The sequence below is a fragment of the Paenibacillus dokdonensis genome, from assembly GCF_004916975.1.
In the GTDB taxonomy this organism is placed as follows: domain Bacteria; phylum Bacillota; class Bacilli; order Paenibacillales; family Paenibacillaceae; genus Paenibacillus_AQ; species Paenibacillus_AQ dokdonensis.
The window spans coordinates 20,977-47,090 of sequence record NZ_STGQ01000001.1 but is presented as its reverse complement, the minus strand read 5'-3'; the positions used below and the strand labels follow the sequence as shown (position 1 = coordinate 47,090).

General features: G+C 49.0%; 25 protein-coding genes. 9 read left to right on the top strand and 16 right to left on the bottom strand.

Annotated elements, in window-relative coordinates:
• Positions 1-479: 479 nt before the first annotated feature.
• Both E6W40_RS00290 and E6W40_RS00285 read left to right on the top strand, forming a co-directional pair.
• Positions 480-1,457: an aldose 1-epimerase gene (locus tag E6W40_RS00290; protein WP_136603647.1), complete on the top strand. Its 978-nt coding sequence runs from the start codon at positions 480-482 to the stop codon at positions 1,455-1,457.
• Between the two features lie 159 nt (positions 1,458-1,616).
• The gene (locus tag E6W40_RS00285; protein WP_136603646.1) at positions 1,617-1,853 is read left to right on the top strand and encodes an alpha/beta-type small acid-soluble spore protein; all 237 of its coding nucleotides are present in this window, start codon (positions 1,617-1,619) and stop codon (positions 1,851-1,853) included.
• A gap of 245 nt (positions 1,854-2,098) precedes the next feature.
• On the opposite strand, the gene E6W40_RS00280 is transcribed toward E6W40_RS00285, so the two are convergent.
• Complete coding sequence (locus E6W40_RS00280) at positions 2,099-2,506, bottom strand: O-methyltransferase (RefSeq protein ID WP_136603645.1); 408 nt, start codon at positions 2,504-2,506, stop codon at positions 2,099-2,101.
• Between the two features lie 299 nt (positions 2,507-2,805).
• Complete coding sequence (locus E6W40_RS00275) at positions 2,806-4,605, bottom strand: M3 family oligoendopeptidase (protein ID WP_136603644.1); 1,800 nt, start codon at positions 4,603-4,605, stop codon at positions 2,806-2,808.
• A gap of 173 nt (positions 4,606-4,778) precedes the next feature.
• On the opposite strand from E6W40_RS00275, the gene E6W40_RS00270 reads away from it, so the two are divergent.
• Together E6W40_RS00270 and E6W40_RS00265 are read left to right on the top strand one after the other, a co-directional pair.
• Positions 4,779-4,949, top strand: coding sequence for a YycC family protein (locus tag E6W40_RS00270; protein WP_136603643.1), 171 nt, complete (start codon positions 4,779-4,781; stop codon positions 4,947-4,949).
• Positions 4,946-5,176, top strand: coding sequence for a hypothetical protein (locus E6W40_RS00265; protein WP_136603642.1), 231 nt, complete (start codon positions 4,946-4,948; stop codon positions 5,174-5,176). Before E6W40_RS00270 ends, E6W40_RS00265 begins: the two co-directional genes overlap by 4 nt.
• Positions 5,177-5,232: 56 nt before the next feature.
• Here E6W40_RS00265 and E6W40_RS00260 read toward each other — a convergent pair whose 3' ends face one another.
• Entirely contained in the window at positions 5,233-5,934 is a 702-nt protein-coding gene (locus tag E6W40_RS00260; RefSeq protein WP_136603641.1) for a DUF2225 domain-containing protein, read from the bottom strand.
• 486 nt (positions 5,935-6,420) lie between these two features.
• Between E6W40_RS00260 and ylbJ the strand changes: the two genes are divergently transcribed.
• Entirely contained in the window at positions 6,421-7,671 is a 1,251-nt protein-coding gene (gene ylbJ, locus E6W40_RS00255; RefSeq protein WP_136603640.1) for a sporulation integral membrane protein YlbJ, read from the top strand.
• Between the two features lie 65 nt (positions 7,672-7,736).
• A complete protein-coding gene (locus E6W40_RS00250) occupies positions 7,737-8,540 on the top strand; it encodes an NAD kinase (RefSeq protein WP_136603639.1) in 804 nt (267 codons plus the stop codon).
• Between the two features lie 40 nt (positions 8,541-8,580).
• On the opposite strand, the gene E6W40_RS00245 is transcribed toward E6W40_RS00250, so the two are convergent.
• Positions 8,581-9,042, bottom strand: a complete 462-nt coding sequence (locus E6W40_RS00245) for a YutD family protein (RefSeq protein ID WP_136603638.1) — start codon at positions 9,040-9,042, stop codon at positions 8,581-8,583.
• Positions 9,043-9,084: 42 nt separating this feature from the next.
• The gene (gene lipA, locus E6W40_RS00240) at positions 9,085-9,966 is read right to left on the bottom strand and encodes a lipoyl synthase (RefSeq protein WP_136603637.1); all 882 of its coding nucleotides are present in this window, start codon (positions 9,964-9,966) and stop codon (positions 9,085-9,087) included.
• 176 nt (positions 9,967-10,142) lie between these two features.
• Here lipA and E6W40_RS00235 point away from each other — a divergent pair, with 176 nt between their 5' ends.
• A complete protein-coding gene (locus tag E6W40_RS00235) occupies positions 10,143-11,228 on the top strand; it encodes a M23 family metallopeptidase (protein WP_136603636.1) in 1,086 nt (361 codons plus the stop codon).
• A 67-nt stretch (positions 11,229-11,295) separates the two neighbouring features.
• On the opposite strand, the gene yunB is transcribed toward E6W40_RS00235, so the two are convergent.
• The gene (gene yunB / locus E6W40_RS00230; protein WP_136603635.1) at positions 11,296-12,141 is read right to left on the bottom strand and encodes a sporulation protein YunB; all 846 of its coding nucleotides are present in this window, start codon (positions 12,139-12,141) and stop codon (positions 11,296-11,298) included.
• Between the two features lie 244 nt (positions 12,142-12,385).
• Here yunB and E6W40_RS00225 point away from each other — a divergent pair, with 244 nt between their 5' ends.
• Together E6W40_RS00225 and clpP are read left to right on the top strand one after the other, a co-directional pair.
• Entirely contained in the window at positions 12,386-13,057 is a 672-nt protein-coding gene (locus tag E6W40_RS00225; RefSeq protein WP_136603634.1) for a sigma-70 family RNA polymerase sigma factor, read from the top strand.
• A gap of 34 nt (positions 13,058-13,091) precedes the next feature.
• The gene (gene clpP / locus E6W40_RS00220) at positions 13,092-13,679 is read left to right on the top strand and encodes an ATP-dependent Clp endopeptidase proteolytic subunit ClpP (RefSeq protein ID WP_136603633.1); all 588 of its coding nucleotides are present in this window, start codon (positions 13,092-13,094) and stop codon (positions 13,677-13,679) included.
• A 62-nt stretch (positions 13,680-13,741) separates the two neighbouring features.
• On the opposite strand, the gene E6W40_RS00215 is transcribed toward clpP, so the two are convergent.
• The 10 genes from E6W40_RS00215 to E6W40_RS00170 form a co-directional block, all read right to left on the bottom strand.
• On the bottom strand, positions 13,742-14,467 hold the full coding sequence (locus E6W40_RS00215; RefSeq protein WP_136603632.1) for a YwiC-like family protein: 726 nt from the start codon (positions 14,465-14,467) through the stop codon (positions 13,742-13,744).
• 57 nt (positions 14,468-14,524) lie between these two features.
• Positions 14,525-15,541, bottom strand: coding sequence for a GTP 3',8-cyclase MoaA (gene moaA / locus E6W40_RS00210; protein WP_136603631.1), 1,017 nt, complete (start codon positions 15,539-15,541; stop codon positions 14,525-14,527).
• 37 nt (positions 15,542-15,578) lie between these two features.
• Positions 15,579-17,132 carry a nitrate/nitrite transporter gene (locus E6W40_RS00205; protein WP_136603630.1) on the bottom strand — a complete coding sequence of 518 codons (1,554 nt, stop codon included), beginning with the start codon at positions 17,130-17,132 and terminating at the stop codon, positions 15,579-15,581.
• A 161-nt stretch (positions 17,133-17,293) separates the two neighbouring features.
• Positions 17,294-17,941: a response regulator transcription factor gene (locus E6W40_RS00200; protein ID WP_136603629.1), complete on the bottom strand. Its 648-nt coding sequence runs from the start codon at positions 17,939-17,941 to the stop codon at positions 17,294-17,296.
• Entirely contained in the window at positions 17,938-19,017 is a 1,080-nt protein-coding gene (locus E6W40_RS00195) for a sensor histidine kinase (RefSeq protein WP_136603628.1), read from the bottom strand. The genes E6W40_RS00200 and E6W40_RS00195 overlap by 4 nt, the downstream gene beginning before the upstream one ends.
• Positions 19,014-19,478: a GAF domain-containing protein gene (locus E6W40_RS00190; protein WP_136603627.1), complete on the bottom strand. Its 465-nt coding sequence runs from the start codon at positions 19,476-19,478 to the stop codon at positions 19,014-19,016. The genes E6W40_RS00195 and E6W40_RS00190 overlap by 4 nt, the downstream gene beginning before the upstream one ends.
• A gap of 49 nt (positions 19,479-19,527) precedes the next feature.
• Entirely contained in the window at positions 19,528-20,220 is a 693-nt protein-coding gene (gene narI / locus E6W40_RS00185; protein WP_136603626.1) for a respiratory nitrate reductase subunit gamma, read from the bottom strand.
• Positions 20,207-20,785, bottom strand: coding sequence for a nitrate reductase molybdenum cofactor assembly chaperone (narJ, locus tag E6W40_RS00180; RefSeq protein ID WP_136603625.1), 579 nt, complete (start codon positions 20,783-20,785; stop codon positions 20,207-20,209). The genes narI and narJ overlap by 14 nt, the downstream gene beginning before the upstream one ends.
• A complete protein-coding gene (gene narH / locus E6W40_RS00175) occupies positions 20,778-22,313 on the bottom strand; it encodes a nitrate reductase subunit beta (protein ID WP_136603624.1) in 1,536 nt (511 codons plus the stop codon). The genes narJ and narH overlap by 8 nt, the downstream gene beginning before the upstream one ends.
• Positions 22,303-25,977 (bottom strand): nitrate reductase subunit alpha, encoded by a 3,675-nt coding sequence (locus E6W40_RS00170; RefSeq protein ID WP_136603623.1) that lies wholly within the window; start codon positions 25,975-25,977, stop codon positions 22,303-22,305. The genes narH and E6W40_RS00170 overlap by 11 nt, the downstream gene beginning before the upstream one ends.
• Positions 25,978-26,114: the final 137 nt, after the last annotated feature.

Sequence of the window (26,114 nt, the reverse complement as noted above, 5' to 3'; positions counted from 1 at the left end):
CCCACGCCCTGAAGGGACGTGAGACCGTGGTGCCACCCTTATTTGCTGACCGGCTTTAGTATGTTGCTCTACTTGAGCAAATAAACAAACTAAAGGTCCGAAACAGCCTTGAATTCCTTAACGTGGAATGATCCGGCCGGCCTACTCGGGAAGAAGCTTCTTCCGTTCAACTCGGCACTCATGGGTCCATTCAGCAAAATCGGCTCCACCGGTTCACATCAACCACCGGCTTTCTGAAGGTTATGCCGTCTTTGCTTACTTGTCCCTGTCATCGTGTTACCATAATCATTAAAAGCCTTTATGCAATGCCTATGATATAGCTGAACTTGGCAAATTGTCAAATCCCTTTTTTATGAATTTAAGATTTCTGCGAACTGCGGGCGAAGGCGTTTTTTTACGTATCACCTCAAAATCTGTTATGATAACTCTATAAGTTTCAACGTAACGATCTGAATTATAGTGGGAAAAGGAGCATCGATATGAAACAAGTGACCAAAGGGCAATGGAATGGTTACGACACGTACATCCTTCATAGTCGTGAGCTTGAAGTCACGCTGCTGCCGTGGCTGGGGAACAATGTGATTTCCATTTGGGACAACATCCAGAGCAGACAAATCATCCGAAGACCCGATGAAAATGATTTGGCATTTTATATGCAAAAACCCTATCATTTCGGTATGCCGATGCTCATTCCGCCAGGCAGAATTCGCGGAGGCCATTTTGAATATGAAGGCCGCGAGTACCAATTCGACCGCAATACCGCTGGTGACAATCATATCCACGGGCTGCACCGTACACAGCCATGGAGAGTCAGCGATATTGAGGAAGATGAAGACGGCTGCGCGGTTACCACCGAATTTCTGACCGCGGACGATCCGCACTGGATGGAACAGTTTCCGGCTCCTCTAAAGCTTGAGATGACCATGCGCCTGCAGGGCGATCGTTTGACCCAGCGTTTAAGGGTTACACATTTGGGTGATCAGCCTGTGCCTTTCGGCATTGGTTTTCATACCTGGTTTCTCCTTGACGAAAAGCCCGGTGACTGGACCCTCCAGCTGCCAGTGGATGCGATTTACGGTCTGGATCAGGACTTGCTCACAACGGGTGAAGTTCTGCCTTTAGGACCGCTGGAGCAGCTTAATGAAGGACTAAATATGCAAGGAACCAATTTTGACACACTGCTTCGAATCGGAAAAGGCCAGCCTGTAGAGGCGACTCTGATGCGCAGTGATGGCTATGGATTCAAATATTCAGCAGATCCCGCGTATTATAAGCACTGGGTACTATATACCAAGGGTGAGGCCAATGAGTTCCTCTGCATCGAACCTTATACTTGGCTGCCGAATGCCCCTAACCTCCCGGTTGGTCCGGATGTTACAGGACTGATTCGCTTGGAGCCCAAGCAGTCCATAGAAATGGATTTGCATTTGAATATGGTTTACCCTGTTCAATCATAAAATAACAATGAAACCAGGCGGTTTTCCGATGCATGTCGGGAGGCCGCCTTTTTGATTTTTCATCTAATAATTTCCAGTTATTTTTGTTCTCTTTTGCTGTATGTTTTCAAATCTTTATATCCATAATAACTTCAACAAGTTCAAAGGAGGTGACAACACATGGGTCAAGCAGGACAAAACCAAGGACGCAGCAACCGTTCCAACAACCTGGTAGTACCTCAAGCAAACTCCGCACTTCAACAAATGAAGTATGAAGCTGCTCAGGAGCTGGGCGTTCAAATCCCTCAAGACGGATACTACGGTAATATGACTTCCCGTGAGACTGGTTCTTTGGGAGGTTATATCACAAAACGTCTGGTGCAAATGGCAGAACAGCAGCTTTCTGGTCGTCAATAATCTGCTTTCGGCATTTGTAAATGTGATATCATGTCGATCAGCGGCAAGGCGGGAGCCGCACCTGCTGATCAAACGGTCTAATCCGTAAGAAAAGGCAACCTTTGTAAAAAGGTTGCCTTTTTTGCGCTTTAACTTACAAAAACTCTTATTATGTCGTCTAACTAATCAAGCTTTTCGCCACTCGGAAAACATTATCGTTTGTGCTGCTATGATAAAAAAACAAGTAATAAATGAGTGCTGTGTAATTAAAAAATTTCTGTAAGTGGATCCGGATATGTATTTCTTGGGTAGCGAATCATCAAATTAGCCATGTTATAATTGGATTCCAGCGTAGCATCGACTACTATCATGCCCTGCCGTACAGCAAATTCGTAGCTAATTTCGCCATGGGTCCAATGCCGTTTGTATTTCAAACTTTCCAGCGCCATCATTCGGAATGAAGAATGTTGAACCGGGGAGAGCCCTGAATCTGCAGAGCGGAGCTCTCCGTTTCGACCTTCCAGCGGATTATGACGGATCCCGAATTTGCCAATAGCATTATTGCGTATTTGCACAAACACCGTCCCTGAGGAAAGCCCGGAAAGTTCTTCTTCAAGCTCTTTAAATACCATATCAAGCTGTCTTGCTAGGGATAATTGCTCGGTTTTTATCATTTTCTTCCTCCTCTCTTCAACTTTCGTCAAAACTCTTTAGGGCTTATGACTCATTATAAGACAGGGTGCTGAATCGCACAACAATTTCAAACATAATTGGGTATTTATTACTATTATTTTCATTTTTTTGATTTATTTTTCGCCGAAAATCCGCTATTTTTCTGGTTTATCTGACAAAATAAATGATTTCCTCTAGGGTTTCATGCCGAAACACAAAAAAACAGGAAGAAGCGCGATTAAGCGGATCTTCCTGTTTTTTATTTACAGATATAATGAGCTTTTTTGCAAACTGCAGAATGTTACGCCAATGTTTCCGTCATGCTCAAAAATTCCTCAATATCTTGCTGTAGCAGATCAGAAGCACTCTGCCAGAAGTCATGTCCTGTTAAATCAGCGTTCAGATGCTTCTTCGCAAGCTCCTCAACCGTCATCGCACCGGTATCCTGAAGCAAAGCATCATATTTATCCGCAAAGCTTGCACCCTGCTGCAGAGCTTGTGCATAAATGCCTGTGCTGAACATATAACCGAAGGTGTACGGGAAGTTATAGAACGGTACGCCAGTGATATAGAAATGAAGCTTAGAGCACCAGAACGTTGGTTCATAAGCAGACAGCGCATCGCAATAGGCTTCCTTCTGTGCTTCCTCCATCAGATCGTTCAACTCTTGAACGCTTAATAGTCCGTTTTTACGTTTTTCGTAGAAGCGGGTTTCAAACAGGAAGCGGGCATGAATGTTCATGTAGAAGGCTACGCTGCGTTGGATCTTGTCTTCCAGCAAAGCCAGCTTCTCCTGCTCATCGCCTGCTTTCTTCACCATTGCGTCAGCAACGATCATTTCGGCAAGGGTTGACGCCGTTTCAGCGACATTCATTGCATAATTCTGGTTGAACACAGGCAGATCATCCATCACATGCTGATGGTAGCCATGTCCCAATTCATGTGCGAGCGTGGAAACATTGGAGGCCGTTCCGCTGTACGTCATGAAAATACGGGTTGCTTTACTGACCGGAAGTGAGGTACAAAAGCCACCAGGACGCTTGCCAGGGCGATCTTCCGCTTCAATCCATGATTTATCAAATGCCATTTCGGCAAAGTCGGCCATTTTCGGGCTGAATTTACGGAACTGTTCTACGATGGTCTCAGCTGCTTCCTGATATGACACCTTCGTAGAAACCTTTCCAATTGGAGCATCAACATCTACCCAGCTCAGCTTCTCAACTCCGAGGAGTTTTGCTTTGCGTTCCATGTATTTCAAAAGCATCGATTTGTTGTCTTGAATAACGCTCCACATCGCATCCAACGTTGCATTGGACATGCGGTTAATAGCCAAAGGCTCCTTCAGAACCTCATCCCAGCCGCGGCGCTCATACAGCTTCAATCTGAAGCCGCCAAGATGGTTCAGTGTATCTCCGCAGTAATCGGCCTTATCAGCCCAAGCTTCCTTCCATTTCACGAACATGGCATCACGGACTTCCTTATCCGCATCATAGAGCTTGTTATGAGCTTGTCCGGCGGAAAGCTGCACCGTTTCACCATTGACCTCAAATGGAATTTTCACATGGCTCACAACCGTGTCATAATGGTCGCTCCAACCATGGTATCCGTCCACGGCCAGATCCAGCGCCAGACTTTCAAGCTCCGGACTCAGCTTTTCACGGGCTTGATCCCGGCTCTCATTCAATACAAAAGCGAATGGCTGAATCTCAGCGCGGCCCATCCAGGCTTTCCATGTCTCATCATTCGTGCGGCCAAGGATATCATCGAATTGTGTCATGATGGTATTCAAGAGCGCATGCAGGTTTGTAATTCGTCCGGCGAGCTGAACCGCTTTGGTATCCCCTTGATTCTGTGCCTGAAGACAGCTGACAAAAGCACTGCCCTCCGAGAGGCGGGAAATACAGCTTCCTAGAGAAGAAATGACGGCATCAAAAGGCTTGGTTTCTTCAAGACTCGTTGGCGCACCAGCGGCGTTAACATCCTTTTTCAGCTTCAGAAGATCCTGTTCGAGAGTGTCCAGGTACGTTAAATATTCGGAAGATGCCGATCCTCCCGGAAAAATGGACTCCAGATCCCATGTCAATTTTAAATTGTTATTCATTACAGATCACCATTCCTTTGTTTAGGATTTCATTTGATTGGTTTTCATGATAAGGTGTATAACTATAAGAAAACGTCTATCGACGTAATTCCACAGTAGCTAGACCACATTAAATTGTTGTTTTCTAAGAAATACGTCTAGGCATTAATAGACCCATTGGAGGGATGCTCGTCATGAGACCATTGCAAATATCACCGGAAACGGCTGTAAAGCTGTCGGAAAAATTGGGAGTTCCGCTTGAAAATCTCATGCACATGCCGCAGCATATTTTGCTGCAAAAAATCGCTGAGCTTGGCAAAGAACAATCGGAAGAGGATCAAGCTGACAAGAAGGACGGACAATGATTCCTTTTGCCAATACATGGCCTTACGATAAGCAAATGGGCGGCATTTATGTGCATGAATGCCCTTTTTGCGGAGCCGGGAATGTGATGTTGAACATCAAGCCCAGTGAACTGAAAGCCATCAATGATGGCAGAAAAAAGCTGGTCGTCTTCCCCTGCTGCAGCAGCCGGTTAAATGTGATCGAGACGGATAACGACTATCTTCGGTTCGATCATCCTGTGCGCTAGGAAAATGATAACCCTTAAACAAAACACGCATGATCTATGCGTGTTTTTGCTTCACTTTAAGCCTGCTTCATTTCGTCTGGAAGCTCCAATTTCCTTGCCACCATTTGCTCGCGCAGAACTCCCCATTGCTCACGGGAAGCACGGATCATCGCTGCATCTATAATATTCTTGTCGTTTATGACTCTTGAGAACCATTTGACCGCTTGGCTGAATTCACCGATTCGGCGGTTCATTTCCCCGATCAAATAGAGCAGACGGGCATTATTAGCCCCTACGCCTTCAAGTTCATAAACCTTTATGTACGAATCCAAAGAATATTTCAAGAAACGCTGCTCCTGCTCTTCATCCCCTCTGTAACGATACAGCCAGGCAATGTGATGAAGCAAACTTGCAACGATCCGCTCCTTTTCCCCAATCGTCTGAGCAACCAGCAGAGCAAGCTTGTACGTCTCAAGGGCGGCTTCCCATTCCCTGTGCCCGTTGAAATCACGCTCTATCCAGCGGCTGCTGATTTTGTCGGCAAAGCGATTTTTCTGGGCGTCATTCAGCCGTTCCGTCGAATTTTCCGTGGAAGCGAATCCGCATTTCGGACAAACTCTGACAACATAATAATCCGGATTTTCATCCTTGTAATAGGAACAAAAATCAGAATCCGTCCGGATGGCCTTTTTGAAGCTGGGACGCACGCGAGAGGAATTAAATTCATGTTCGCAATAATAACAGGCTATTTTGATGGAGTATAGAGGTTCTAAAGTCACATCCCCACGTTCCTTTCATGTCTTTCGTCTAGATCTCCCACGATCCAAGGTGTATGATGCAAAACTGTCAAGCAGGACCCGAAAGCCGGATGAGGCGTCATGGCTCCATTTTTAGCAAGTGAAAATTATTTCCATTATATCAAAAAACAAAAAAAGGCGCTAAACGTTTGTTTAGCACCTTGGCGTATTCAGTAGCTGCTCCAATCCTCTTCGCCGGAATGGACCAGTGAGGCGCGAATGACATACACGAAAGCGCAGACAAGAACACCGGCGACAAAACTCATGATCTCATCACTCCATCCATATATTGAAATTTGAATATTGAATAGTAGTTGGTTTGTATATTTTAACATACATTCGTCAAAAAAACATTATTTTTTGTAAACGCTTTCTAACATATTTTGTACTGTTTGTCCGATGCAAAACATAAAATTAGGAAAACAGGATTGATTCGAATGACCCATTCATTAACAGGAAGGTGTGACTATGTCCGTAAAAAAGCTGGGTCTTCCGCTTATGATGGCTTCGCTCGTCAGTTTGCTCCTTCTCATGCTCTTTTTTCCCGGGGCTTACCTCGAATCTGCCCTGCGTGGACTGGCCATCTGGTGGGATGTTCTCTTCCCTTCCCTGTTCCCGTTCTTTATCATTTCGGAGATGATGCTGGGCTTTGGAATCGTGCATTTATTCGGTACGCTCATGGATCCTTTGATGAAGCCGCTCTTCCGCATACCGGGCAGCGGAGGCTTTGTTGCAGCTATGGGTTATGTTTCCGGTTATCCAATCGGAGCCAAGCTGACGGCCAAGCTGTGGGAGCAAAATATGGTTACGCGGGACGAGGGAGAACGGCTGGTGGCCTTTACAACATCGTCAGATCCTATCTTTCTGATTGGTGCGGTATCCGTAGGCTTTTTTCATGACCCCAAAATTGCTGTCATTCTGGCGGCTGCCCATTACGGCGGTGGATTCCTGATCGGGCTCCTCATGCGCTTTCACGGTAAACAGAGCGCCACACCTGACGGTCCAAACGCTTCACGTACGGCTCCAGCCGCTGTAAAAGGCAGCCGCGTCCAGAGAGCGTTTACCGCTATGCATCAGGCGAGAATGCAAGACGGCCGAAGCATGGGCGAAATGCTGCGGCAAGCGGTTGAATCCTCTTTAAAGCTTATTATTGTCGTAGGAGGGCTAGTTGTATTCTTTTCGGTGTTCCTGGAGCTGCTAACACAGGCTGGTGTAATGAGGATCCTTTATTTTATTCTCGATCAAATGCTCACCGCTGTTGGCTTTCCCCCTTCATTGTCTGAAGCGCTGGTCGGGGGGCTTTTTGAAGTAACCCTGGGAGCACGTTCTGCGGGAGAAGCGGCTTCTTCTGTACCTTTGCCATATAAAGCGGCTGCAGCGGCATTTATTCTGTCCTGGGGGGGACTTTCGGTTCATGCCCAGATTGCGAGCATTTTGCATGCAACCAATTTGCGCTACCTGCCCTTTATGATTGCACGTCTGATTCATGCCATTTTGGCAGCATTTCTTGTCATGCTGTTATGGAATCCGCTTATGGGCAGCTTCATGCCTTCTCCCGTATTTAGCCAACCGGATATGGACATCGCTTCGGCTGCAGGCGGCATTGCGGATCGAATTGCATTCTTTTGTATCCTGATTGTCTTCATGATCGCGGCCTCTTCCGTATGGTGCTTGATCCGCGCTTTATGGCGTGCTGGAAACCGCAATCCGGCCAAATGAACATTGTGTTATGCTCCGATATTGTTTATGATCGTTATATACCCAAATAAAGGAGCTTAACTCTCTTGAGATATTATGTCCTGGATCGCGGTGATCAGTTGTCCGTTGATTTGAGCGAGCAGTTCCATAAGCTAGCCGCACAACGCGGGTTTCGATTGGATGCCGAATCTCCCGAGATTGTCATTTCGATTGGCGGAGACGGTACCATGCTACATGCCTTTCATACGTTTATTGACCACATTCCCGATATTGCTTTTGTTGGCGTTCATACCGGCCATCTCGGATTCTATGCTGACTGGCAGGCAGACGAGCTGCCCCAGCTAATCGATCTGATGAGCTCTGCCAGCAAGTCCGGTTCCATCCGTCCGCGGATCGTCAGATACCCGCTGCTTGAGCTGGAAATTCACAGGAAATCGGGCAATGCTTCTTATATTGCACTCAATGAATTCACGCTAAAAGGCGTGGATGGGACGGTCGTTGCCCAAGTGGATATTAACGACCAGACCTTTGAAATGTTCCGCGGTGACGGGATCTGTATCTCGACTCCATCCGGCAGCACGGCTTACAATAAAAGTCTTGGCGGGGCCATGGTGCATCCGACGATTGAGGCGCTGCAAATCGCGGAAATTGCCTCCATCAACAACCGCGTGTTCCGTACGATGGGTTCCCCTTTGCTGCTGCCAAAGCATCATCACACGGATATTTTCTCGCGGAAGGAACAGCGTCTTTTGCTCACCATTGATCATGTCAACATTCAGGTTGATGATCTGATCTCGGTGCGATGCCAGGTTGCGAAGGAAAAGGTAAGCTTTGCCCGCTATCGCCCGTTTCCGTTCTGGAACCGCGTTCGCGAAGCCTTTCTTGGATAAAACATAAATTATGGTTTACAGTATATAAAAAAGCGGCTCCCTATTGGGAACCGCTTTTAACTTTCTCCGGCTTCTCAGACTTCTCGGTCTTTTCAGTCTTCTCAGGTTTTTCAGACTTTTCAACCTTTTCAGTCTTCTCAGACTTTTCAGACTTCTCAGACTTCTCAGACTTTTCAAGTTTTTCGGGCTTATCCGGTTTTTCGGGCTTTTCCTTATCCTTCGGCTGGGCCTCCCGGTTCTTTTGCAAGACGAAATAAGCACATCCGAAATTGCAGTATTCATTGATGTAATCCACCATGCCGGAAAAGGCTGTATCTTTGGTGGATTTAGGATGCTTATCCCGGTAAAATCCCTTTAACCGAAGCTGGTTATAGCCCCAGTCTCCGATAATGTAATCGTAGCGATCCAGCACTTCGCTGTACCGCTCACGAAAGGCTTCAGGGTTCCAGCCGTTTTTATGGTCTTTCAGCAGCTCGTAGCTTTTTCCGCCTATGAGAATCAAATGTGCTCCCCCTGCCTTTCATTCAAAGAAAATCAATCTTTATTATTTCTGGCTTGCCGCTGATTTCACCTGCTCATGCGCATGGTAGGAGCTGCGGACGAGCGGGCCGGATTCCACGTGGCTGAACCCTCTCTTCATGCCTTCTTCCTTCAGCTTGGCAAACTCATCTGGATGATAGTATTTAACAACGTTCAAATGCTTCGGAGACGGCTGCAAATATTGGCCAATGGTCATGATATCGCAGTTCACAGCACGCAAATCATCCATCGCCTGCAAAATTTCGTCCCATTCTTCCCCTACACCCAGCATGATGCTCGATTTGGTCGGAATATTAGGCTGCATTTCCTTCGCTCTTTTCAAAAGCTCCAGAGAACGGTCATATTTCGCTTTGGCGCGAACACGATTCGACATGCGTTCAACGGTTTCGATATTATGATTCAAAATATCCGGTTTGGCGTCCATCACGACTTTGAGAGCGTCCCAGTTTCCCATAAAGTCAGGAATGAGAACCTCGACACTGCACAGCGGCATGCGCTTGCGGACAGCCTTGACGGTTTCGGCAAAAATCATCGCGCCGCCGTCGGAAAGATCATCCCGTGCGACACTTGTGACAACACAGTGCTGCAGCCCCATGTTCTCAGCGGCTTCAGCCACCCGTTCAGGCTCCTGCAGGTCAAGCTCGGTAGGTCTACCCGTATTGACTGCGCAAAAACGGCAGGCACGTGTACATATATCACCCAATATCATAAAAGTCGCTGTACGGTTTGCCCAGCATTCATATATGTTAGGGCAACGCGCTTCTTCACACACGGTATGTAGTGTCTTCGAGCGCATCATGCTCTTGATCTCTTGATAATTGTCACCGGTCGTCAGTTTGATGCGAATCCAGTCCGGCTTCGGCTCCTTGACGGTTTGATTAGGCAATGTTCTGACCTTCTTTCGCTCATGATTAACTGCTGCATGCCCCATATTATATCATGAACTTACCCAAAATACTTCCATTTACCAAGCGGGATAAAATGACTTCTCTTGTATCACTCTATGCTTATGCCCGTCCCGTCCGGAAAAAAGGCCTATAAGCTGCTAGCAGGAGGTTGACGATGAGATTATCCGTTTCAAAGCTGAGTATAACCCGCCGTTCAATAATTTGCGCTGCTGCCGCAGTGATTACCTTCGGAACCATTGCTTCTCCTACATGGGGGTCTTCCAGTCCCACTCTTACGCAATCCGCGGAGTCCTTGGACAAACTGAGCCGTGAGGAAATACTTACCTCAAGAAAAAAGCTCTACGAGAGCATTGCCGCAGTCACCCATATCCCATGGTATCGTCTGGCTGCAATTGATCAATATGAACATACGCTCACGAAGGTTCATCCGAAGGATCGACATCATCCAGCGCGTTTAACGGGCATTTTTATGAATGAACCGGTGTGGACCGGCTTGTTCAACCCTGACCAGAGCGACAGCAACCCACGCTCCATCAGTATTTTTAACGGTTATGGCAAAGACGGCTCGGGCGATGGGCAGGCAGATATGAATAATGATATGGATGTGCTATACAGCATGGCCTCCTACCTGCTTCGTTACGGGCAGTCCGAGGATGATTTCAGCATAGCCCTTTGGGAATATTATCATAATAGCCGCTCCGTACAGCGCATCCGTCAATTTTCCAAGCTGTATGAAAAGTTCCATACACTCGATCTGTCGGGTCACGCATTCCCCCTTCCCATCTCGGATTCTTACGCCTATCGCAGCACATGGGGAACCGGCCGAAGCTGGGGCGGATACCGGATTCATGAGGGGACGGATATTTTTGCCCCTTATGGCATGCCGGTAAGAAGCACTTGCTACGGCATTGTGGAACTGAAAGGATGGAATCCATTCGGCGGCTGGCGTATCGGAATACGGGATCTGGATAATCGCTACCACTACTATGCGCATTTGCAGGGTTATGAAAAAAATCTGAAACAGGGCGACATCGTCCTCCCGGGTCAGACAATTGGGTGGGTCGGAAGCTCAGGATATGGAAAGCCAGGAACACAGGGGAAATTCCCGCCTCATCTGCATTATGGTATTTACCGGGACAGCGGGCTTGTTGAATGGTCCTTTGATCCTTACCCACTGCTGCGCCACTGGGAAACGGAGGAACGGCAGGCAATCAAGAAAAGCAAAAAAGGAACCTCCTGAAGTTCAGGGGTTCCTTTTTCTTTTACAACCCATTACTATTGCTCGCGCCCGTGAAGCTTACACGGCATTACTTTGTTTCTGAGGTTTCTGATTTTTCGCTCTTTTCACTGGACTCTCCCGGCTCCCCGGTAGATATTCCAGGAATGGCAGGTGTTTCTTTTTCATGTCCGCTTTGGCCTGTCTGTGAGGATGCAGCGTTTCCCGTAATTCCAGGCAGTGCAATATTCGGAGCGCCCGCATTTCCTACTGGCTGCCCCTGGCTGTTGTAATAGTACATAGGCACATCCCCGACCACCATCAGATAAGAAACCGGAATTTCCGTATCAATGACCTCCGGCTCCATATCGAAAGGAACAACAACAGCCACCTCGACTGTCACATGGATGTAGACTTCTACCAGTACCATGTTAATACCGGCATCCTTTTCCCTCGTATTCAGATCCACCTTAACGGCCCCTTGCGGCTCAATACGGATTGGAACATTCGGTCCGAACGAAGCGATGAGCGGACTTCCCAGCGCTTGGCCGAGCGGGATACTCTCAGAGAGCATACGCTTGTTTTGCAGTGTGGTTTGGACGACTTTAAAGGTATCCGAAGTGATTTTCATATGCTCGGCGTAATTCAGCATAAATCCGGAGACTTTACCGGAGGAATCCATTTTCCAGTCAATCAGCTGTTCCGCATTTCTGCCCTCTGCCACCTGTGAAGCAATGGCTTCATTAATGGCATCTGTGCCGATCTGCTTCATGCGGATTTTAGCCAAATGCATAATTGGAGGCTTTAAGTGATTTTCTACATACGCAAAAAATTGCAGCAGCAGGATCAGGAATATGAGCGCACCGATCAGCCATACCTTCCTCCGGCTTCGCGGCTTGCCCGCTCCTCTGCTCCGCCATCTCGCTCTTCTTTTCATGTCTCGCCCTATCCCCCTTTTGAAGAAGAGGTCGCTTACCTTATCAGCATATGTCCCTGTCCCTCAAAAAAGAAGAGCAAGCCTAAGTCACTTCCTGGTTGGCGGAATGTGGAGTCAGCATATACTTTTGATATAATGGAAAAACAATCTAATGATGTAATTCAAAAAAATTCGATGTACCCGTATCTTTTTACCACTGACCAAACGTTTTATATATAGAGGCCTCTCAAGGAGAGTGATTAACATGTTAATCCACAAGGAAATGGAAGAAATGTACCCTAAGCTTAAATATTTTTGCCTGCGTGTGACCGGCAATTCTTGGGACGCCGAGGATCTGGCGCATGATTCCTTACTCAAGGCTGAAAGGTTCTATCAAAAGAACCCTACTGGCAAACGTCAGGCCAGCTTTCCGCTTCTGGCGACCATTGCACGCAATCACTGGATTGACCAGCTGCGCAAAAAAAGCCGCGAAACAGCAGGTCAGCCCATCGAGACGCAGTCACGTGAAAAACCGCTGGAGCTGCTAATGAGCGGGCTGGAAACGCTGATGGAGCGGCTGACTCCAAAACAGCTGCTTGTATTTGTGCTGAAGGATATTTTCGAATACAGGCTGTCTGACATCGCTGATTCGCTTGAAATGAATGAAACAGCCGTCAAATCGCTGCTGCACAGGGCACGCCGTAAATTGAATGAAGATGAGACTCCGGAAATTCCGGCATCGGGGCAAGAATGGGATCAGGTCGATGCGGACTGGTTCCAGCGGCAGCTGCTGGTCGCTATCCGGATGGAGCAGCCAGAGCTGCTGAAGAGGCTCGCCCTCTCCCTGCGGATTGCGAATCAGACGAAACCATCGCCTACTCAGCTTGGATACCGTTCCGGCTCTGCTTCATCTTCCCTTCGTTTACGCGCGGCATAGCCCTTTCGCTTTTTATCAGAAGGAGGCTATAATGATGAATACAATACCTTACGTAGTAGAGCAGACCCGTCTTGGCGAACGCTCCTACGATATATATTCCAGACTGCTGAAGGACCGGATCATTTTCCTGGGTTCTGAGGTCAATGATCAGGTGGCCAACAGCATTATCGCTCAGCTTCTCTTCCTGGCTGCCGATGACCCAGAAAAGGAAATCTCACTGTACATTAACAGCCCGGGCGGATCTACCTCTGCCGGCTTTGCGATCCTCGACACGATGGATTACATCAAGCCGCAGGTCAGTACGATCTGTATGGGGATTGCAGCTTCCATGGGAGCCTTCCTCTTCCTCGGCGGTGCCAAGGGCAAGCGCTATTCGCTTCCGAACAGCGAATTTATGCTGCATCAACCGCTCGGAGGCGCTCAAGGTCAGGCCACCGATATTGATATTTCCGCCCGCCGGATACTCAAGCTGAGGGAAAAGGTGAACCAATATATTGCGGACAAAACAGGCCAGCCCCTTGAGAAAATATATCGCGATGCCGACCGTGATTTCTATCTCACTGCCGAGGAAGCGCTCGAGTATGGTATGGTGGATCGGATTATTACACAGCCTTTGGCATAAAGATCAATGCGTTGATGAATCAAAAAAAAGCTGTCCGAAGAATATTCGGACAGCTTTTTCACTTACAGCAGTACCAGTGAAAGAATCAGAAATTGAACAGAACCGAAAATCTCCATGATACCAACCCTCATCGGCTTCAACGGCTTGCCGGAGTACATCCATGTCTTGATCAACGGATAAACAAAAGGAATACACATCCAAGGACTGAGCGTGAACAGCGGCAATACGAATGAGATGCAATGATAGACCTTTGCATAGATCGTCCACCGTTTATTTTTTCGCTCACGGAATACGGATTTGACGAAGAACACAGTCCCGGTAAAATACAAGAAATTGAACAGCAGGACATCTGCCAGCTCCCTGTCCCATGTCCCTCCTCCAAGCAGGTACGCCGCGGCACCTCCCGTACAAAAGAGCATAATCGCGCAAATATCGTTCAACAGGGCCCGCTCGGCCTTGTGGCGGACATGCCATACATTGATGAGAATCAGCAGAATTAGGATAGGGGCAAACCTGAATAGCCAAGGCTCCACCAGCAGTACCGGAATGAGGCACAAAACGGCGGCGGCTGCATAACCTGCTCCCCAACGAAGCCATAGGCTCTGCTTGGTTGTCTTTTTCAAAGCCTGCATCAGCGGATACGATGACAAATACAGGAACATCCAGGCCAGAAATAGCGGAAGATGCAGAAGGACGGGCTTCGCCGCCATCATGCTGATGATAAAGGGCATGCTGACCATTGCCCAGCCCCCATGCTCTCTTGGAATGACAATGCTTGTCTTTTTCATTGATCTTCCGCCCCTTTTTTTCCTTGGCTGGCTGTTCACGGTTCCGATCAACATCTGTCAGCCGCCGATATAGGACATCCCTATTTTCTTCCGCTTCGATGCCGTTTGCTCCGTCCGCTCTTCCGAGTATCGGTCTTCTCGCTTCGCCCACACCCCGCGGATGGCCGCAAGCAGCTCTTCATCCGTTGCACCGCCGCGAAGGAGTGTGCGAAGATCATAGCCTTTGGAGGCAAAAAGGCAGGTATATATTTTGCCGTCCGAAGACAATCGCAACCTCGTACAGGAGGAACAGAAGGCTTCCGATACGGATGAAATAAAGCCGACCTCTGCCTCTCCGTCCTTGTAGCGGAAGCGTTTGGCCACTTCTCCGGGAAAACGGGGCGCAGCCGGTACAAGCTCCTCTGCTCCGCCTAACATTTCAAAAATTTCCTTTTTCGTTACCACGCGCTGCAGACTCCAACTGTTGTCATTGCCCACATCCATAAATTCGATGAAGCAGAGCGTGATGCCCAGTTTCTTAAAGTAAGCCGCCATCGGAAGAATCTCCTGATCGTTGACACCCTTTTGCACAACCATATTCACTTTGACCTCGAATCCGGTCTCCCTGGCAATCTCCATATTGCGGAGAATGATTGACGGTTTAATACCACGGCCATTGATATGACCGAACAGCTCCGGATTCAGCGCGTCCAGGCTGACATTCACCCGGCGGAGTCCTGCATCGTACAGACTCTCTGCCTGCTGTCCGAGCAGGAGCCCATTCGTCGTACAGCCGATATCTTCGATTCCCTGAATCGCTGTCAGCATCCGTACAAGCTCGGGAAGCCCCCGCCGCAGCAGGGGTTCACCCCCGGTCAGGCGGATCTTTCGGATACCAAGTGAAGCATATAACCGGGCCAGACGGGCAATTTCCTCCCATGACAGCAGCTGATCCTTTGGCATAAATGCATAATCATCTCCAAAGATTTCCTTCGGCATGCAGTAAGCACAGCGGAAATTACAACGGTCCGTCACGGAAATCCGCAGATCGCGCATCGGCCGTGACAACGGATCTATCATGGGATTCCCTGTCATGTTCTCGCTTCCTTTCTTGGTGCTCCTCTGCCCGCTTCTAACCCCGCAGCTGTGGAGTGCTCATGAGCTTCTTGTTTCCTACGCCCAAATGACTGCCGGGCGGATTAAAGGTGATATCGCTAAAGGTGCCCACGTACTGAATAATGTCACCTGATTCATCTTTTACCGCATTAATGGTTAATAGCTCTAAATATTCCTCGCCATTCTTTCTGCGGTTCCAAATTTCCCCCTGCCAGCTTCCCTGCTCTTTGATTTCAGCCCACATGATGTTGTAGAAATCAGTGGATTGACGGCCGGATTTCAGTACACTCGGATTTTTGCCGATCACTTCTTCCTCCGTATATCCCGTAAGCTTTGTGAAGGCAGGATTGACGGCATTAATTCTTCCTTTCAGGTCTGTGACCAGAATCCCTTGACCGGTAGAGTTAAATACCTCGGAGGATACCGCTAATTTATCCTGAAAATACATCCACACAACGATAACCAGACTGGCAAGCGCTACCTGCGATAATGCCATAAATCCAATGGAATACTGGCCGGTAACCGAGTGGATAAAGGAGAGCATCAGCGGCGGGAAGAATCCTCCCAGTCCGCCCATCATGGACACAATACCGTTCGTAATGCCGGCTTGTTTGTTGAAATAGAAAGGCACGAGCTTGAAGATGATCCCGTTTCCAAGACCGGCGCAAACCGCGATGGTTAAGCATCCGACTGTGTACAAGCCAATAGATGGTGAAAAGGCTAGTAGAATGGCTGCAATTGTGAGACCGATAAATACCCCCATTAACAAGAACAGCGGTTTGAATTTATCCGCAAGCCAGCCGCCAACCGGGCGCAAAAAGGTGGCGACCACGATAAAGCCTGCGGTCCGCATGCCCGCGTCAACCTTTGCCAGCTCAAAATTCGTCACCAAAAAGTTTGGCAGATACACCGTAAAGGCTACAAATGAACCGAACGTGATGAAATAGAACAGAGAGAAAAACCACAGTTTTTCATTTTTATAGACTCCCTTGATTTGTTCCATCAGAGGCGTCTTGACCTTCGTTTCTTTGCGGTCTCCCATGAATACGTTCAATACGGCGAAAATAAGCAGCAGAATCAAATATAACTGAACGGTTCTGGACCATCCGATTTGGGTAGCAATAACAGGTGCAGCGAACGTAGTGATTGCCGTACCGACATTGCCCATCCCGTAAATCCCGTTCACTAGCCCCAGCTTTTCTTTTGAATAATATTTAGGAAGCGAAGTCACACCAACGGAGAACACGGCGCCCCCGACTCCGAGGAACAAGCCTCCGATCACGAGAGACGTAAAGGATGAAGCCGTGCTGATAAAATATACCGGAAACAGCAGCAGTATAAAGCTGGCTATGAAAACAATTCGTGCGCCAACCACGTTGGCGTAATACCCTAGCGGCAAACGCAGAACCGAGCCCAGTACTACCGGAATCGCCGTCAGGATCGCGAGCCGGTCCGCCGGGATGGAGATGTCCTCCCGAATAAACGGCAGCAGCGCGGAGATGATGACCCATACCATAAAGCCAAGCACCAAATTCATTGTCTGCAGCGGCAGCTGCATTTTTTTGATCATTCCAATCACCTTTTCTGAACGTAATGAATGGCAGTTTTGTTGATCCCCATCTCCTATTGTAAGTGCCTGCATTCACAAAGATAATAGGGAAGTTCCCTGAACCTCGTCAGGGAACTTCCCTATATCAAGCAGCAGGGACCTCTCCTATCCCTTAAGGGATACTAGAAATCCAGCAGTTTTTTCTTTAGCGCGTATTCAACCAGCTCCGGCCGGCTCTTCAGATTCAGCTTTTCCATGATCTTGGCCTTGTGAGCCTCCACCGTCTTAACCGATACGAACAGCTTTTCCGCGATTTCCTTGTTGCCATAGCCCTTGGCAATCAAGGGCAGGATCTCAACCTCACGTTTGGACAAGCTGTTAAACGGATCATTGTCCGCGCTCTCGCTGTCCTTTTTGATAAATTCCCTTACAAGCGAAGTCGCCATCTGTGGATGGATATAGGTACCTCCCTTATGTACCATGCGGATGGCCGAGACCAGCTCTTCATCGGGCGCATTTTTGAGCACATAACCGGAAGCCCCGTTTTTAAGCACATGAAACAGGTAATCATCATCGTCATACATCGTTAAAATCAGTATTTTTGTTCCCGGAAAATCACTGCTGATCTTACCGGTGGCAATCAGGCCGCTTTCGCCAGGAGGCATACTGAGATCCATCAGCAGCACATCGGGTTGATGCTTCGCCACCATCGTGTAAGCCTCAATGCCGTCAGCCGCCGTCGCGACGACCTCCATATCCTCCTGATAGTTCAGGATCATGGAGAAGCCGCTTCGGACCACCGCATGATCATCTGCTATGACAATTTTCATCGTACATCGGCCTCCCTCTTGTTATCCTGTGATAATGGAATGCGGAGCTCCACCGTTGTTCCTTCGCCGGGAGCGGAATTCAGCATAAACTGGCCGTCGACAAGCTCGGCGCGCTCACGCATTCCGTATAGGCCGAGACCGGTGCCTTTGGCTTCGCTGTAATTCATGTTAAAACCGGCCCCGTCATCCTTGACGGTCAGCTGAAGACTGCCGTTCTCTTCGCATAACCGGACATGTACCTCATCCGTGCCCGCATACTTCAGCGCATTCAGCACGGCTTCCTGGCACACGCGGTATACCACGGTTTCGATCTCGCTGCCATATCTGGCTGCCGACAGCTCCGCGGAGAAATTCACCAGGAGCCCGTAGTTTTTCCCGATCCATTTAAAATGTGAGCGAAACGCAGCCTCAAGTCCCAAATCATCCAATGAGGATGGCCGAAGCTCAACCGACAAATGACGGATATCATCAAGCAGCCGGGTCAAGGAGACCTCGGTCTGCTGCAGCTTCCTCATTACGTCTTCTTCTACATTCATATACTTAACGACGCGCAGGTCAACAAGCGAGCTGAGCAGCTCCTGGGCCACACTGTCATGAAGCTCCCGGGATATTCGTTTTCGCTCATCCTCCTGCGCTTTTATAACATATTTAAGTAAATTCGAGCGCTGAAGCATCTCCTGCGTCTTCTGCTGCTTCGTCAAATCCAAAAGCATTAACACCCGAATGCCCCGGTCCTCATCAATGGTATGATAGCTGGCTGCATAAGGAACAACCCCTTCGCCGCGAGTCTTGAGATAAACCTGAAACGAGGAAAAGTCCCCCTTCGGATAGTCCAAATAACATTTGGAGCAGGCCATTTGATCCTTTTCATCCGTATAGCCCTTACAGGTTTGGCAAAAGGAATCATCCACGCCGGCATGCATCCGCTCGATCACTTCGATGTCGAGAATGCTTTCTGCCGCCGGATTCATGGCGACTACGCTGCCCTTTTCATCAATAAAAAAAATCGCTTCCATGCTGTTTACATACATTTTTCTAAGCAGCTCGCTTAAATGCTCATCTGTCATTTGAATCAAGGCTGCGACACCTCCTTGGCGCAAAAAGCCCCAAAGGCTGTTCCGAGCCCTTCTTGAAATATGTCAAAGGAAGCTTTATTCAACCGATTTTCCGCGCGGTATCCCACGAGCAAAACTCCCATAACACGAGTACCATCCCACAGCGGCACAGCTCCAAGGCTTTTTAGCTGCTCCGCAACAATGATGGGGTAATTAAACAAATCCCGCGATTCAATATCCGTATTCACATTTTGAATAAGCATCGGCTTACCCGTCTTAAATACAATCCCCGCGATTCCTTTGCCGGAATGGAGAACAATGCGCTTGTAACGATCATTGATATTTCCAGAAGCAAACTGCCAGGTTAATACGAATCGGTCCTCAGCCGGCTGCACCAATGCCATGGACACGAAGTCGAATTGAAACCGATCCCGGAGCCCGTCAATTTCCTCTTGGTAATGAAAGATCGGCTGATTCATCATAGCGATAACTCCTCTGACGTAGAAAAGAAGGCTCTTCGCCTTCTCTCATCTACGATTCATATTTGCGGTGCTTTCTATACAGGATATATCTTCTGCCTGCATAATTCAACGGAACGCTCCACACATGCACCAGGCGGGTAAACGGCCACAGTGCGAAAATACCAAAACCCGCAAGCATATGAATTTTAAAAGACAAAGGTACATTTTCCATCAGTGAAGCATCCGGCCGTAAAATAAACAGATCCCGGAACCAGACTGAAATGCTTTCCCGGTAATTGAAATCCGGCTGAATCGCATTGGAAACCAGCGTGCTATACATCCCCATGAATACAATAAACAGCAGCAGAACATTGACAATCATATCGGATGCGGTGCTGAGCTGGCGGACATTTTTAATCGTAAATCTACGGGAGGTGAGCAAAATCATACCCGCCAGCGTTAAGAAACCGAAGGCACTTCCGATATATACCGCCCCGATGTGATACATATGGTCACTGACCCCTACCGCCTCCATCCAGGATTCGGGAATGCCAAGGCCTGCCACGTGACCGCCGATGACCGGTATGATGCCCAGATGGAACATCAGGCTGCCCAGCTTAAGCTTCTTTTTCTCAATAAACTCGCTGGACTTTGCCGTCCAGTTGAATTGATCTGTGCGGTAGCGGTATATATGGCCGACTATGAAGACTGCAACACATACGTAGGGAAAGATGACCCACAGAAACTGATCAATCATGCTCATGCGCGGCAGCCTCCTGAATGATGCATGCTTTGAACGTCTCGCGGAGACCTTGAATGAGATGAAAATAAGGGCTATTAAACTTCTCTAAAGCTTTCAGAAGATGATAGGTTCCGTCCTCCATGACCGCAATCATCAATTCCAGGCTTTCCGCTGCTTCTTTCTCATGTCCCTGCCACTGAGCAGCATACAAAAATTCACACATGAGGGGCAGGTAATCAGAGAGCTCCGAGCTCATGATATCCAGGCCGAACAGCTGATACGTCTCCTTAAGTCTGGCAAGCATCTGCCCACGTTCCCTGCCCTCTTCGAATTTAGAATATGTCATATATAAAGTAGACTTTTTCTGAAAATCAAAGGTCTGAACATACAACTCCTCAATTTGTTCCATGCTGTATTCATGCGTGAGATCCCAGTAGGTTCGAACCGATGCATAGGCAGGATGGGAGGAGTCCAGAGACTCCTCCATGACTGACGGATGAAAATCCAGCTTTTCCGGATAGGTGAGCATCTGGGCAAAAAATCCGAACACATCTTTATATTCATGCAGCTTTCCGAAATTAATCACGCCAGATCCCCCCATAGAAGTTTTCTTCATACAGTTCTTTGCCGCTCTTGCCCTGCGGGCTTGCCGGCCCACAGCCGCTGCAGCTTGACCCGAAGCCTTCCGAGCCTTGGGAACGGTAAACATCCATATGGCTTTCTTTATGTGAAGTAGGGACCTTAAACCGGTCGTCGTATTTCGCAATCGCGAGAAGCCGGTACATCTGTTTCATTTGATGGGTGGTCAGACCGACCCGCGCGAGCCGCGACTCATCAAATTCTGAACCTGTTGACTCGGCACGCATGTATGAGCGCATCATGGCCATTTTTTGCAGGGCTTCCTTCACGGTAACGGTATCACCTGCCGTCAGCAGATTCGCCAAGTACTGAATCGGTGTACGCATCTCTTCAATAGCCGGGAAAATCATGTCCGGGTTCTCGATTGAATCCCGGCCCTCAAAGTAATTCATGATCGGACTGAGCGGCGGAACATACCATACCATGGGCAAAGTCCGGTATTCGGGATGGAGCGGGAAGGCAAGCTTGTATTCGATGGCCAGTTTATATACCGGCGAATTTTGAGCTGCCTCAATCCATTCTTCCGTCAGACCGTCCTTGCGGGCCTGTTCAATAACCGCTGGATCATTAGGATCCAGGAACAGGCTGCACTGCGCCTGATACAAATCCTTTTCATCCGGTGTGGATGCCGCTTCCTGCACCCGGTCAGCATCATACAGCATAACGCCCAAATACCGGATGCGGCCCGTGCAGGTTTCTGAACATACCGTTGGCAGTCCTGCCTCAATTCTCGGGAAACAGAAGGTGCATTTCTCGGCCTTGTTCGTTTTCCAGTTGAAATATACCTTTTTGTAAGGGCAGCCCGTCATGCAATACCGCCAGCCGCGGCAAGCCTCCTGGTCCACCAGTACGATGCCGTCCTCATCCCGCTTATACATGGCTCCGGAAGGACAGGATGCGACGCAGCTAGGATTCAGGCAGTGCTCGCACAGGCGGGGCAGATACATCATGAATGCCTGTTCGAAGTTAAACTGAATTTCTTCTTCAATCTTCTCTATATTAGGATCCTTGGGTCCGGTCACATGCGCGCCAGCCAGATCATCTTCCCAGTTCGGGCCCCATTCCAGATTCATCTTATCTCCGGTCACGGCAGAATGCGGACGGGCGACCGGCTGATGCTTTTTCTCGCCGGAATTCGTCAGATGTTCATAGTTATATGTCCATGGCTCATAGTAATCTTTCATTTCAGGCATATCAGGATTGTAAAAGATTTTGCCAAGCGCGATTTTGGACAGCCTGCTGCCTGATTTCAGCTGCAGCTTACCCTTTTTCAGCATCCAGCCTCCCTTGTACTTCTCCTGATCCTCCCACCGGACGGGATAGCCGATACCCGGTTTCGTTTCTACGTTATTGAACCACATATATTCGGCCCCCGGACGGTTCGTCCAGGTGCTCTTGCAGGTCACACTGCAGGTGTGGCAGCCAATGCATTTATCCAGATTCATGACCATGGCGACTTGTGCTTTAATCTTCAAGCCAATCCACCTCTTTCATTTTGCGGACAGCCACGTACACATCCCGCTGATTTCCGATCGGTCCATAGTAGTTAAACCCATAACTAAGCTGAGCATATCCTCCGACCATCTGGGTCGGTTTTACATGTATTCTCGTCGGCGCATTATGGCTGCCGCCGCGATCCTTCGTGATCTCGGAGCCCGGAACATTGATATGCTTATCTTGAGCATGGTACATATACATCGTCCCTTTAGGCATCCGGTGACTGACAACAGCCCGGGCGGTAACAACGCCATTGCGGTTGTATACTTCCAGCCAGTCGTTGTCCTGAATATCATTCGCCGCCGCGTCATCATTGTTCAGCCATACAGTCGGACCACCGCGGAACAACGTCAGCATGTGCAGATTATCCTGGTAGGTGCTGTGGATGTTCCACTTGCCATGCGGCGTCAGGTAACGGAGCACAAGCGTATCCTTGCCCCCGGTAATCTGCTTGTCGCGCGGGCCGAACACCATTGGCGGAAGCGTTGGTTTATATACCGGAAGAGCTTCCCCGAACTGCAGGAATATTTCATGATCGATATAAAAATGCTGTCTGCCGGTCAGCGTACGGAAAGGCACCAGGCGCTCAATATTCGTCGTGAACGGTGAATACCGTCTTCCCATTTTGTTCGATCCGCTGAACACCGGCGTTGGAATGACTTCACGCGGCTGAGCCGTAATGCTTTGAAATGTAATGCGCTCAGCTGCGCGGTCTGCAGAGATGTCCTTCAATGCAACCCCAGTATCCTGCTCCGCAGATTCCCATGCGCGCTGCGATACTTTACCATTCGTGGCCGAGGATATATTCAAAATGGCATCTGCCGCATTCCTAGCGGTATGAAGCTTAGGCAGCCCATTTTTGATCGTGTCATCATAATAGGTGCCGTTCATGCGTTTTAGCTCTTCATACTCCTCGGCAACCGAGAAGCTGACGCCATGCGCCCCCACTTTACCTGTAGCCAAGTTCGGACCGAGCGTAACGAATTTGTCGTAGATTTTCGTGTAGTCCCGCTCCACCACCGTCAGGTTGGGCATTGTTTTACCAGGAACGGCTTCAATCTCGCCCTTGCGCCAATCCTTTACTTCTCCGTAAGGCTGGGCAATCTCGTTAATAGAGTCATGGGTCAGCGGCGTGGTCACAAGATCTTTGTACACTCCAGGCAGATGTGTTTTAGCCATTTCCGAGAAGCTCTGGGCAATCGTTCTGTAGATATCCCAGTCTGAGCGTGATTCCCAGAGCGGATCCACTGCCGGATTAAATGGATGCACGAAAGGATGCATATCCGTTGAAGATAAATCCGTTTTTTCGTACCAGGTTGCTGCCGGAAGAACCACATCCGCATACATCGGAGTCGATGTCATCCGGAAATCAAGGGCTACGAGCAGATCCAGCTTACCTTCCACATCGTCGCGCCAGACCATCTCCTCAGGCTTCTCATCTTCATTCGGTGTGGAGAGAAGACCATCCGACGCTCCAAGAAGATGCTTCATAAAGTACTCCTGCCCTTTGGCGGAGCTCGAGATCAGATTCGAACGCCATACAAACAGCGACCGCGGGAAGTTCTCCGGCGCATCCGGATCTTCAGCCGCAAATTGTGTATCCCCTGAGATGATTTGTTCCAGCGTATGCTTCACGATTTCTTCGTTGGTTGTTTTCCCCTGCTGCGCTGCTTCCTCTGCGAATGTCAGGCTGTTCTTGTTAAACTGCGGATAAGATGGAAGCCAACCAAGCCTTGCAGCAAGCACGTTATAATCAGCCGGATGCTGGTAACGGATATCCCCACCCGTAGGCGATTTCAGGGAATCGGCACCCATTTCTTCGTATTTCCACTGATCCGTCGCAAAGTAGAAGAACGAAGTCGCGTTCTGCTGGCGCGGCGGTCCCTGCCAGTCCTTCGCAAAAGCAACCGTAGACCAGCCTTCGATCGGACGGCATTTTTCCTGTCCCACATAATGCGCCCAACCTCCGCCGTTCACCCCTTGTGATGCGGTCAGGATAACCAGATTCAGAATGGAGCGGTAGATCGTATCGCTGTTGAACCAGTGGTTAATCCCGGCACCCATGATGATCATGGAGCGTCCTCCGGTATCCAGCGAATTTTGCGCAAACTCCCGGGCGATCTGAACCACGACCGATGCTTTAACTCCGGTTATGTTTTCCTGCCAGGCAGGTGTGTAGAATGAATTCGCATCATCGTATCCGGCGGCTTCAAGCTCACTTCCAATTCGAGCGATTCCATACTGGCTCAGCATCAGATCGTAGACGGTGGCCGCTAAACGCTCCGTTCCGTCGGAGAGTTGAATCTTTTTCGCAGGAATTTTGCGTTCAAAGGTTCCATTCGCATTGTTATCAAAGAAAGGAAAACTAATGTCATGCCACTGCGCCCCCTGAGGCTCCACGGACAGTGCCGGAGCAATAACGGAGCCGTCTTCACGTTCAAGGATCAGATTCCATTTCTTATCCTGCTCCCAGCGTTGGCCCATCGTACCATTCGGGACCATGATTTCACTCGTCACTTCATCGATAATCACCGGCTTCCACTCGGCATGCTGTGAAGTATCTCCGAGATCACTCGCCCGCAGAAAGCGACCTGCCTTATAACCACCCTCATGCTCATCCAGTAGTATGAGGAAAGGCATATCCGTATATTGTTTAGCGTAATTCAGGAACATCGGCTCCTGACGCTCATGATAGAATTCATTCAAAATGACATGCGTCATCGCCTGGGCAATCGCCGCGTCTGTTCCGGGATTCGGAGCCAGCCAGTTGTCGGCAAACTTGACGTTCTCTGCATAGTCCGGCGCGACCGACACCACCTTGGTGCCTTTGTAACGCACTTCGGTCATGAAGTGTGCATCCGGTGTCCGGGTTAAAGGTACATTGGAGCCCCACATGATCAGATAACCGGCATTGTACCAATCGCTTGATTCCGGAACATCCGTCTGCTCCCCCCAGATCTGTGGAGATGCAGGCGGCAAATCCGCATACCAGTCGTAAAAGCTCAGCATCTCGCCTCCAAGCAGGGAGATGAATCTGGCCCCCGAGGCATAGCTGATCATCGACATGGCAGGAATAGGTGTAAAGCCGGCAATCCGGTCAGGACCATATTTGCGAATCGTATATATTAACTGGGCGGAGATCAGCTTTGTGGCATCCTGCCAGGACACACGTACATGACCGCCTTTACCCCGCGCTTGTTTATAGGATTTGGATTTCTCCGGGTCTTCGACTATGCTGGCCCATGCTGCAATCGGATCGCTGTGCTGGCTTAATGCCTCATTCCACATACGCCATAAACGGCCGCGCATATAAGGATACTTCACACGCAGCGGACTGTATTCATACCAGGAGAACGAGGCACCCCGCGGACATCCGCGCGGTTCAAATTCCGGCATATCAGGTCCGCAAGATGGGTAATCGATCTGCTGATTTTCCCAAGTGATGATCCCATTTTTCACGAACACCTTCCAGCTGCAGGAGCCTGTACAGTTAACGCCATGCGTCGTACGCACGACCTTATCATGTGACCAGCGCTTGCGGTACATATCCTCCCACTCCCGGCTTTTTTCCTCGAGAACAGACCAGTTGTCTGAGTAGCTTTCTAATTTTTTGAAGAACTTCAGTCCCGACTTTCGTTTCATAGGACGCTTCAACTCCTTCTGTGTATATGACCATGATTGGGGAATCAAGGTGTCGTCCATTCGTATAACTTTATTATGAGCGCCGCCTCTTACGGTTCCTATTAGGGAAACTCCTATATCCCTTCGAGAATTCCCTT

Excerpts from the sequence above, each read along its gene's own strand:
- E6W40_RS00290 (WP_136603647.1), top strand. The coding sequence starts at position 480 with ATGAAACAAGTGACCAAAGGGCAATGGAATGGTTACGACACGTACATC.
- E6W40_RS00285 (WP_136603646.1), top strand. The coding sequence starts at position 1,617 with ATGGGTCAAGCAGGACAAAACCAAGGACGCAGCAACCGTTCCAACAAC.
- E6W40_RS00280 (WP_136603645.1), bottom strand. The coding sequence starts at position 2,506 with ATGATAAAAACCGAGCAATTATCCCTAGCAAGACAGCTTGATATGGTA.
- E6W40_RS00275 (WP_136603644.1), bottom strand. The coding sequence starts at position 4,605 with ATGAATAACAATTTAAAATTGACATGGGATCTGGAGTCCATTTTTCCG.
- E6W40_RS00270 (WP_136603643.1), top strand. The coding sequence starts at position 4,779 with ATGAGACCATTGCAAATATCACCGGAAACGGCTGTAAAGCTGTCGGAA.
- E6W40_RS00265 (WP_136603642.1), top strand. The coding sequence starts at position 4,946 with ATGATTCCTTTTGCCAATACATGGCCTTACGATAAGCAAATGGGCGGC.
- ylbJ (WP_136603640.1), top strand. The coding sequence starts at position 6,421 with ATGTCCGTAAAAAAGCTGGGTCTTCCGCTTATGATGGCTTCGCTCGTC.
- E6W40_RS00235 (WP_136603636.1), top strand. The coding sequence starts at position 10,143 with ATGAGATTATCCGTTTCAAAGCTGAGTATAACCCGCCGTTCAATAATT.
- yunB (WP_136603635.1), bottom strand. The coding sequence starts at position 12,141 with ATGAAAAGAAGAGCGAGATGGCGGAGCAGAGGAGCGGGCAAGCCGCGA.
- E6W40_RS00225 (WP_136603634.1), top strand. The coding sequence starts at position 12,386 with ATGTTAATCCACAAGGAAATGGAAGAAATGTACCCTAAGCTTAAATAT.
- clpP (WP_136603633.1), top strand. The coding sequence starts at position 13,092 with ATGAATACAATACCTTACGTAGTAGAGCAGACCCGTCTTGGCGAACGC.
- E6W40_RS00215 (WP_136603632.1), bottom strand. The coding sequence starts at position 14,467 with ATGAAAAAGACAAGCATTGTCATTCCAAGAGAGCATGGGGGCTGGGCA.
- moaA (WP_136603631.1), bottom strand. The coding sequence starts at position 15,541 with ATGACAGGGAATCCCATGATAGATCCGTTGTCACGGCCGATGCGCGAT.
- E6W40_RS00205 (WP_136603630.1), bottom strand. The coding sequence starts at position 17,132 with ATGATCAAAAAAATGCAGCTGCCGCTGCAGACAATGAATTTGGTGCTT.
- E6W40_RS00200 (WP_136603629.1), bottom strand. The coding sequence starts at position 17,941 with ATGAAAATTGTCATAGCAGATGATCATGCGGTGGTCCGAAGCGGCTTC.
- E6W40_RS00190 (WP_136603627.1), bottom strand. The coding sequence starts at position 19,478 with ATGATGAATCAGCCGATCTTTCATTACCAAGAGGAAATTGACGGGCTC.
- narI (WP_136603626.1), bottom strand. The coding sequence starts at position 20,220 with ATGAGCATGATTGATCAGTTTCTGTGGGTCATCTTTCCCTACGTATGT.
- E6W40_RS00170 (WP_136603623.1), bottom strand. The coding sequence starts at position 25,977 with ATGAAACGAAAGTCGGGACTGAAGTTCTTCAAAAAATTAGAAAGCTAC.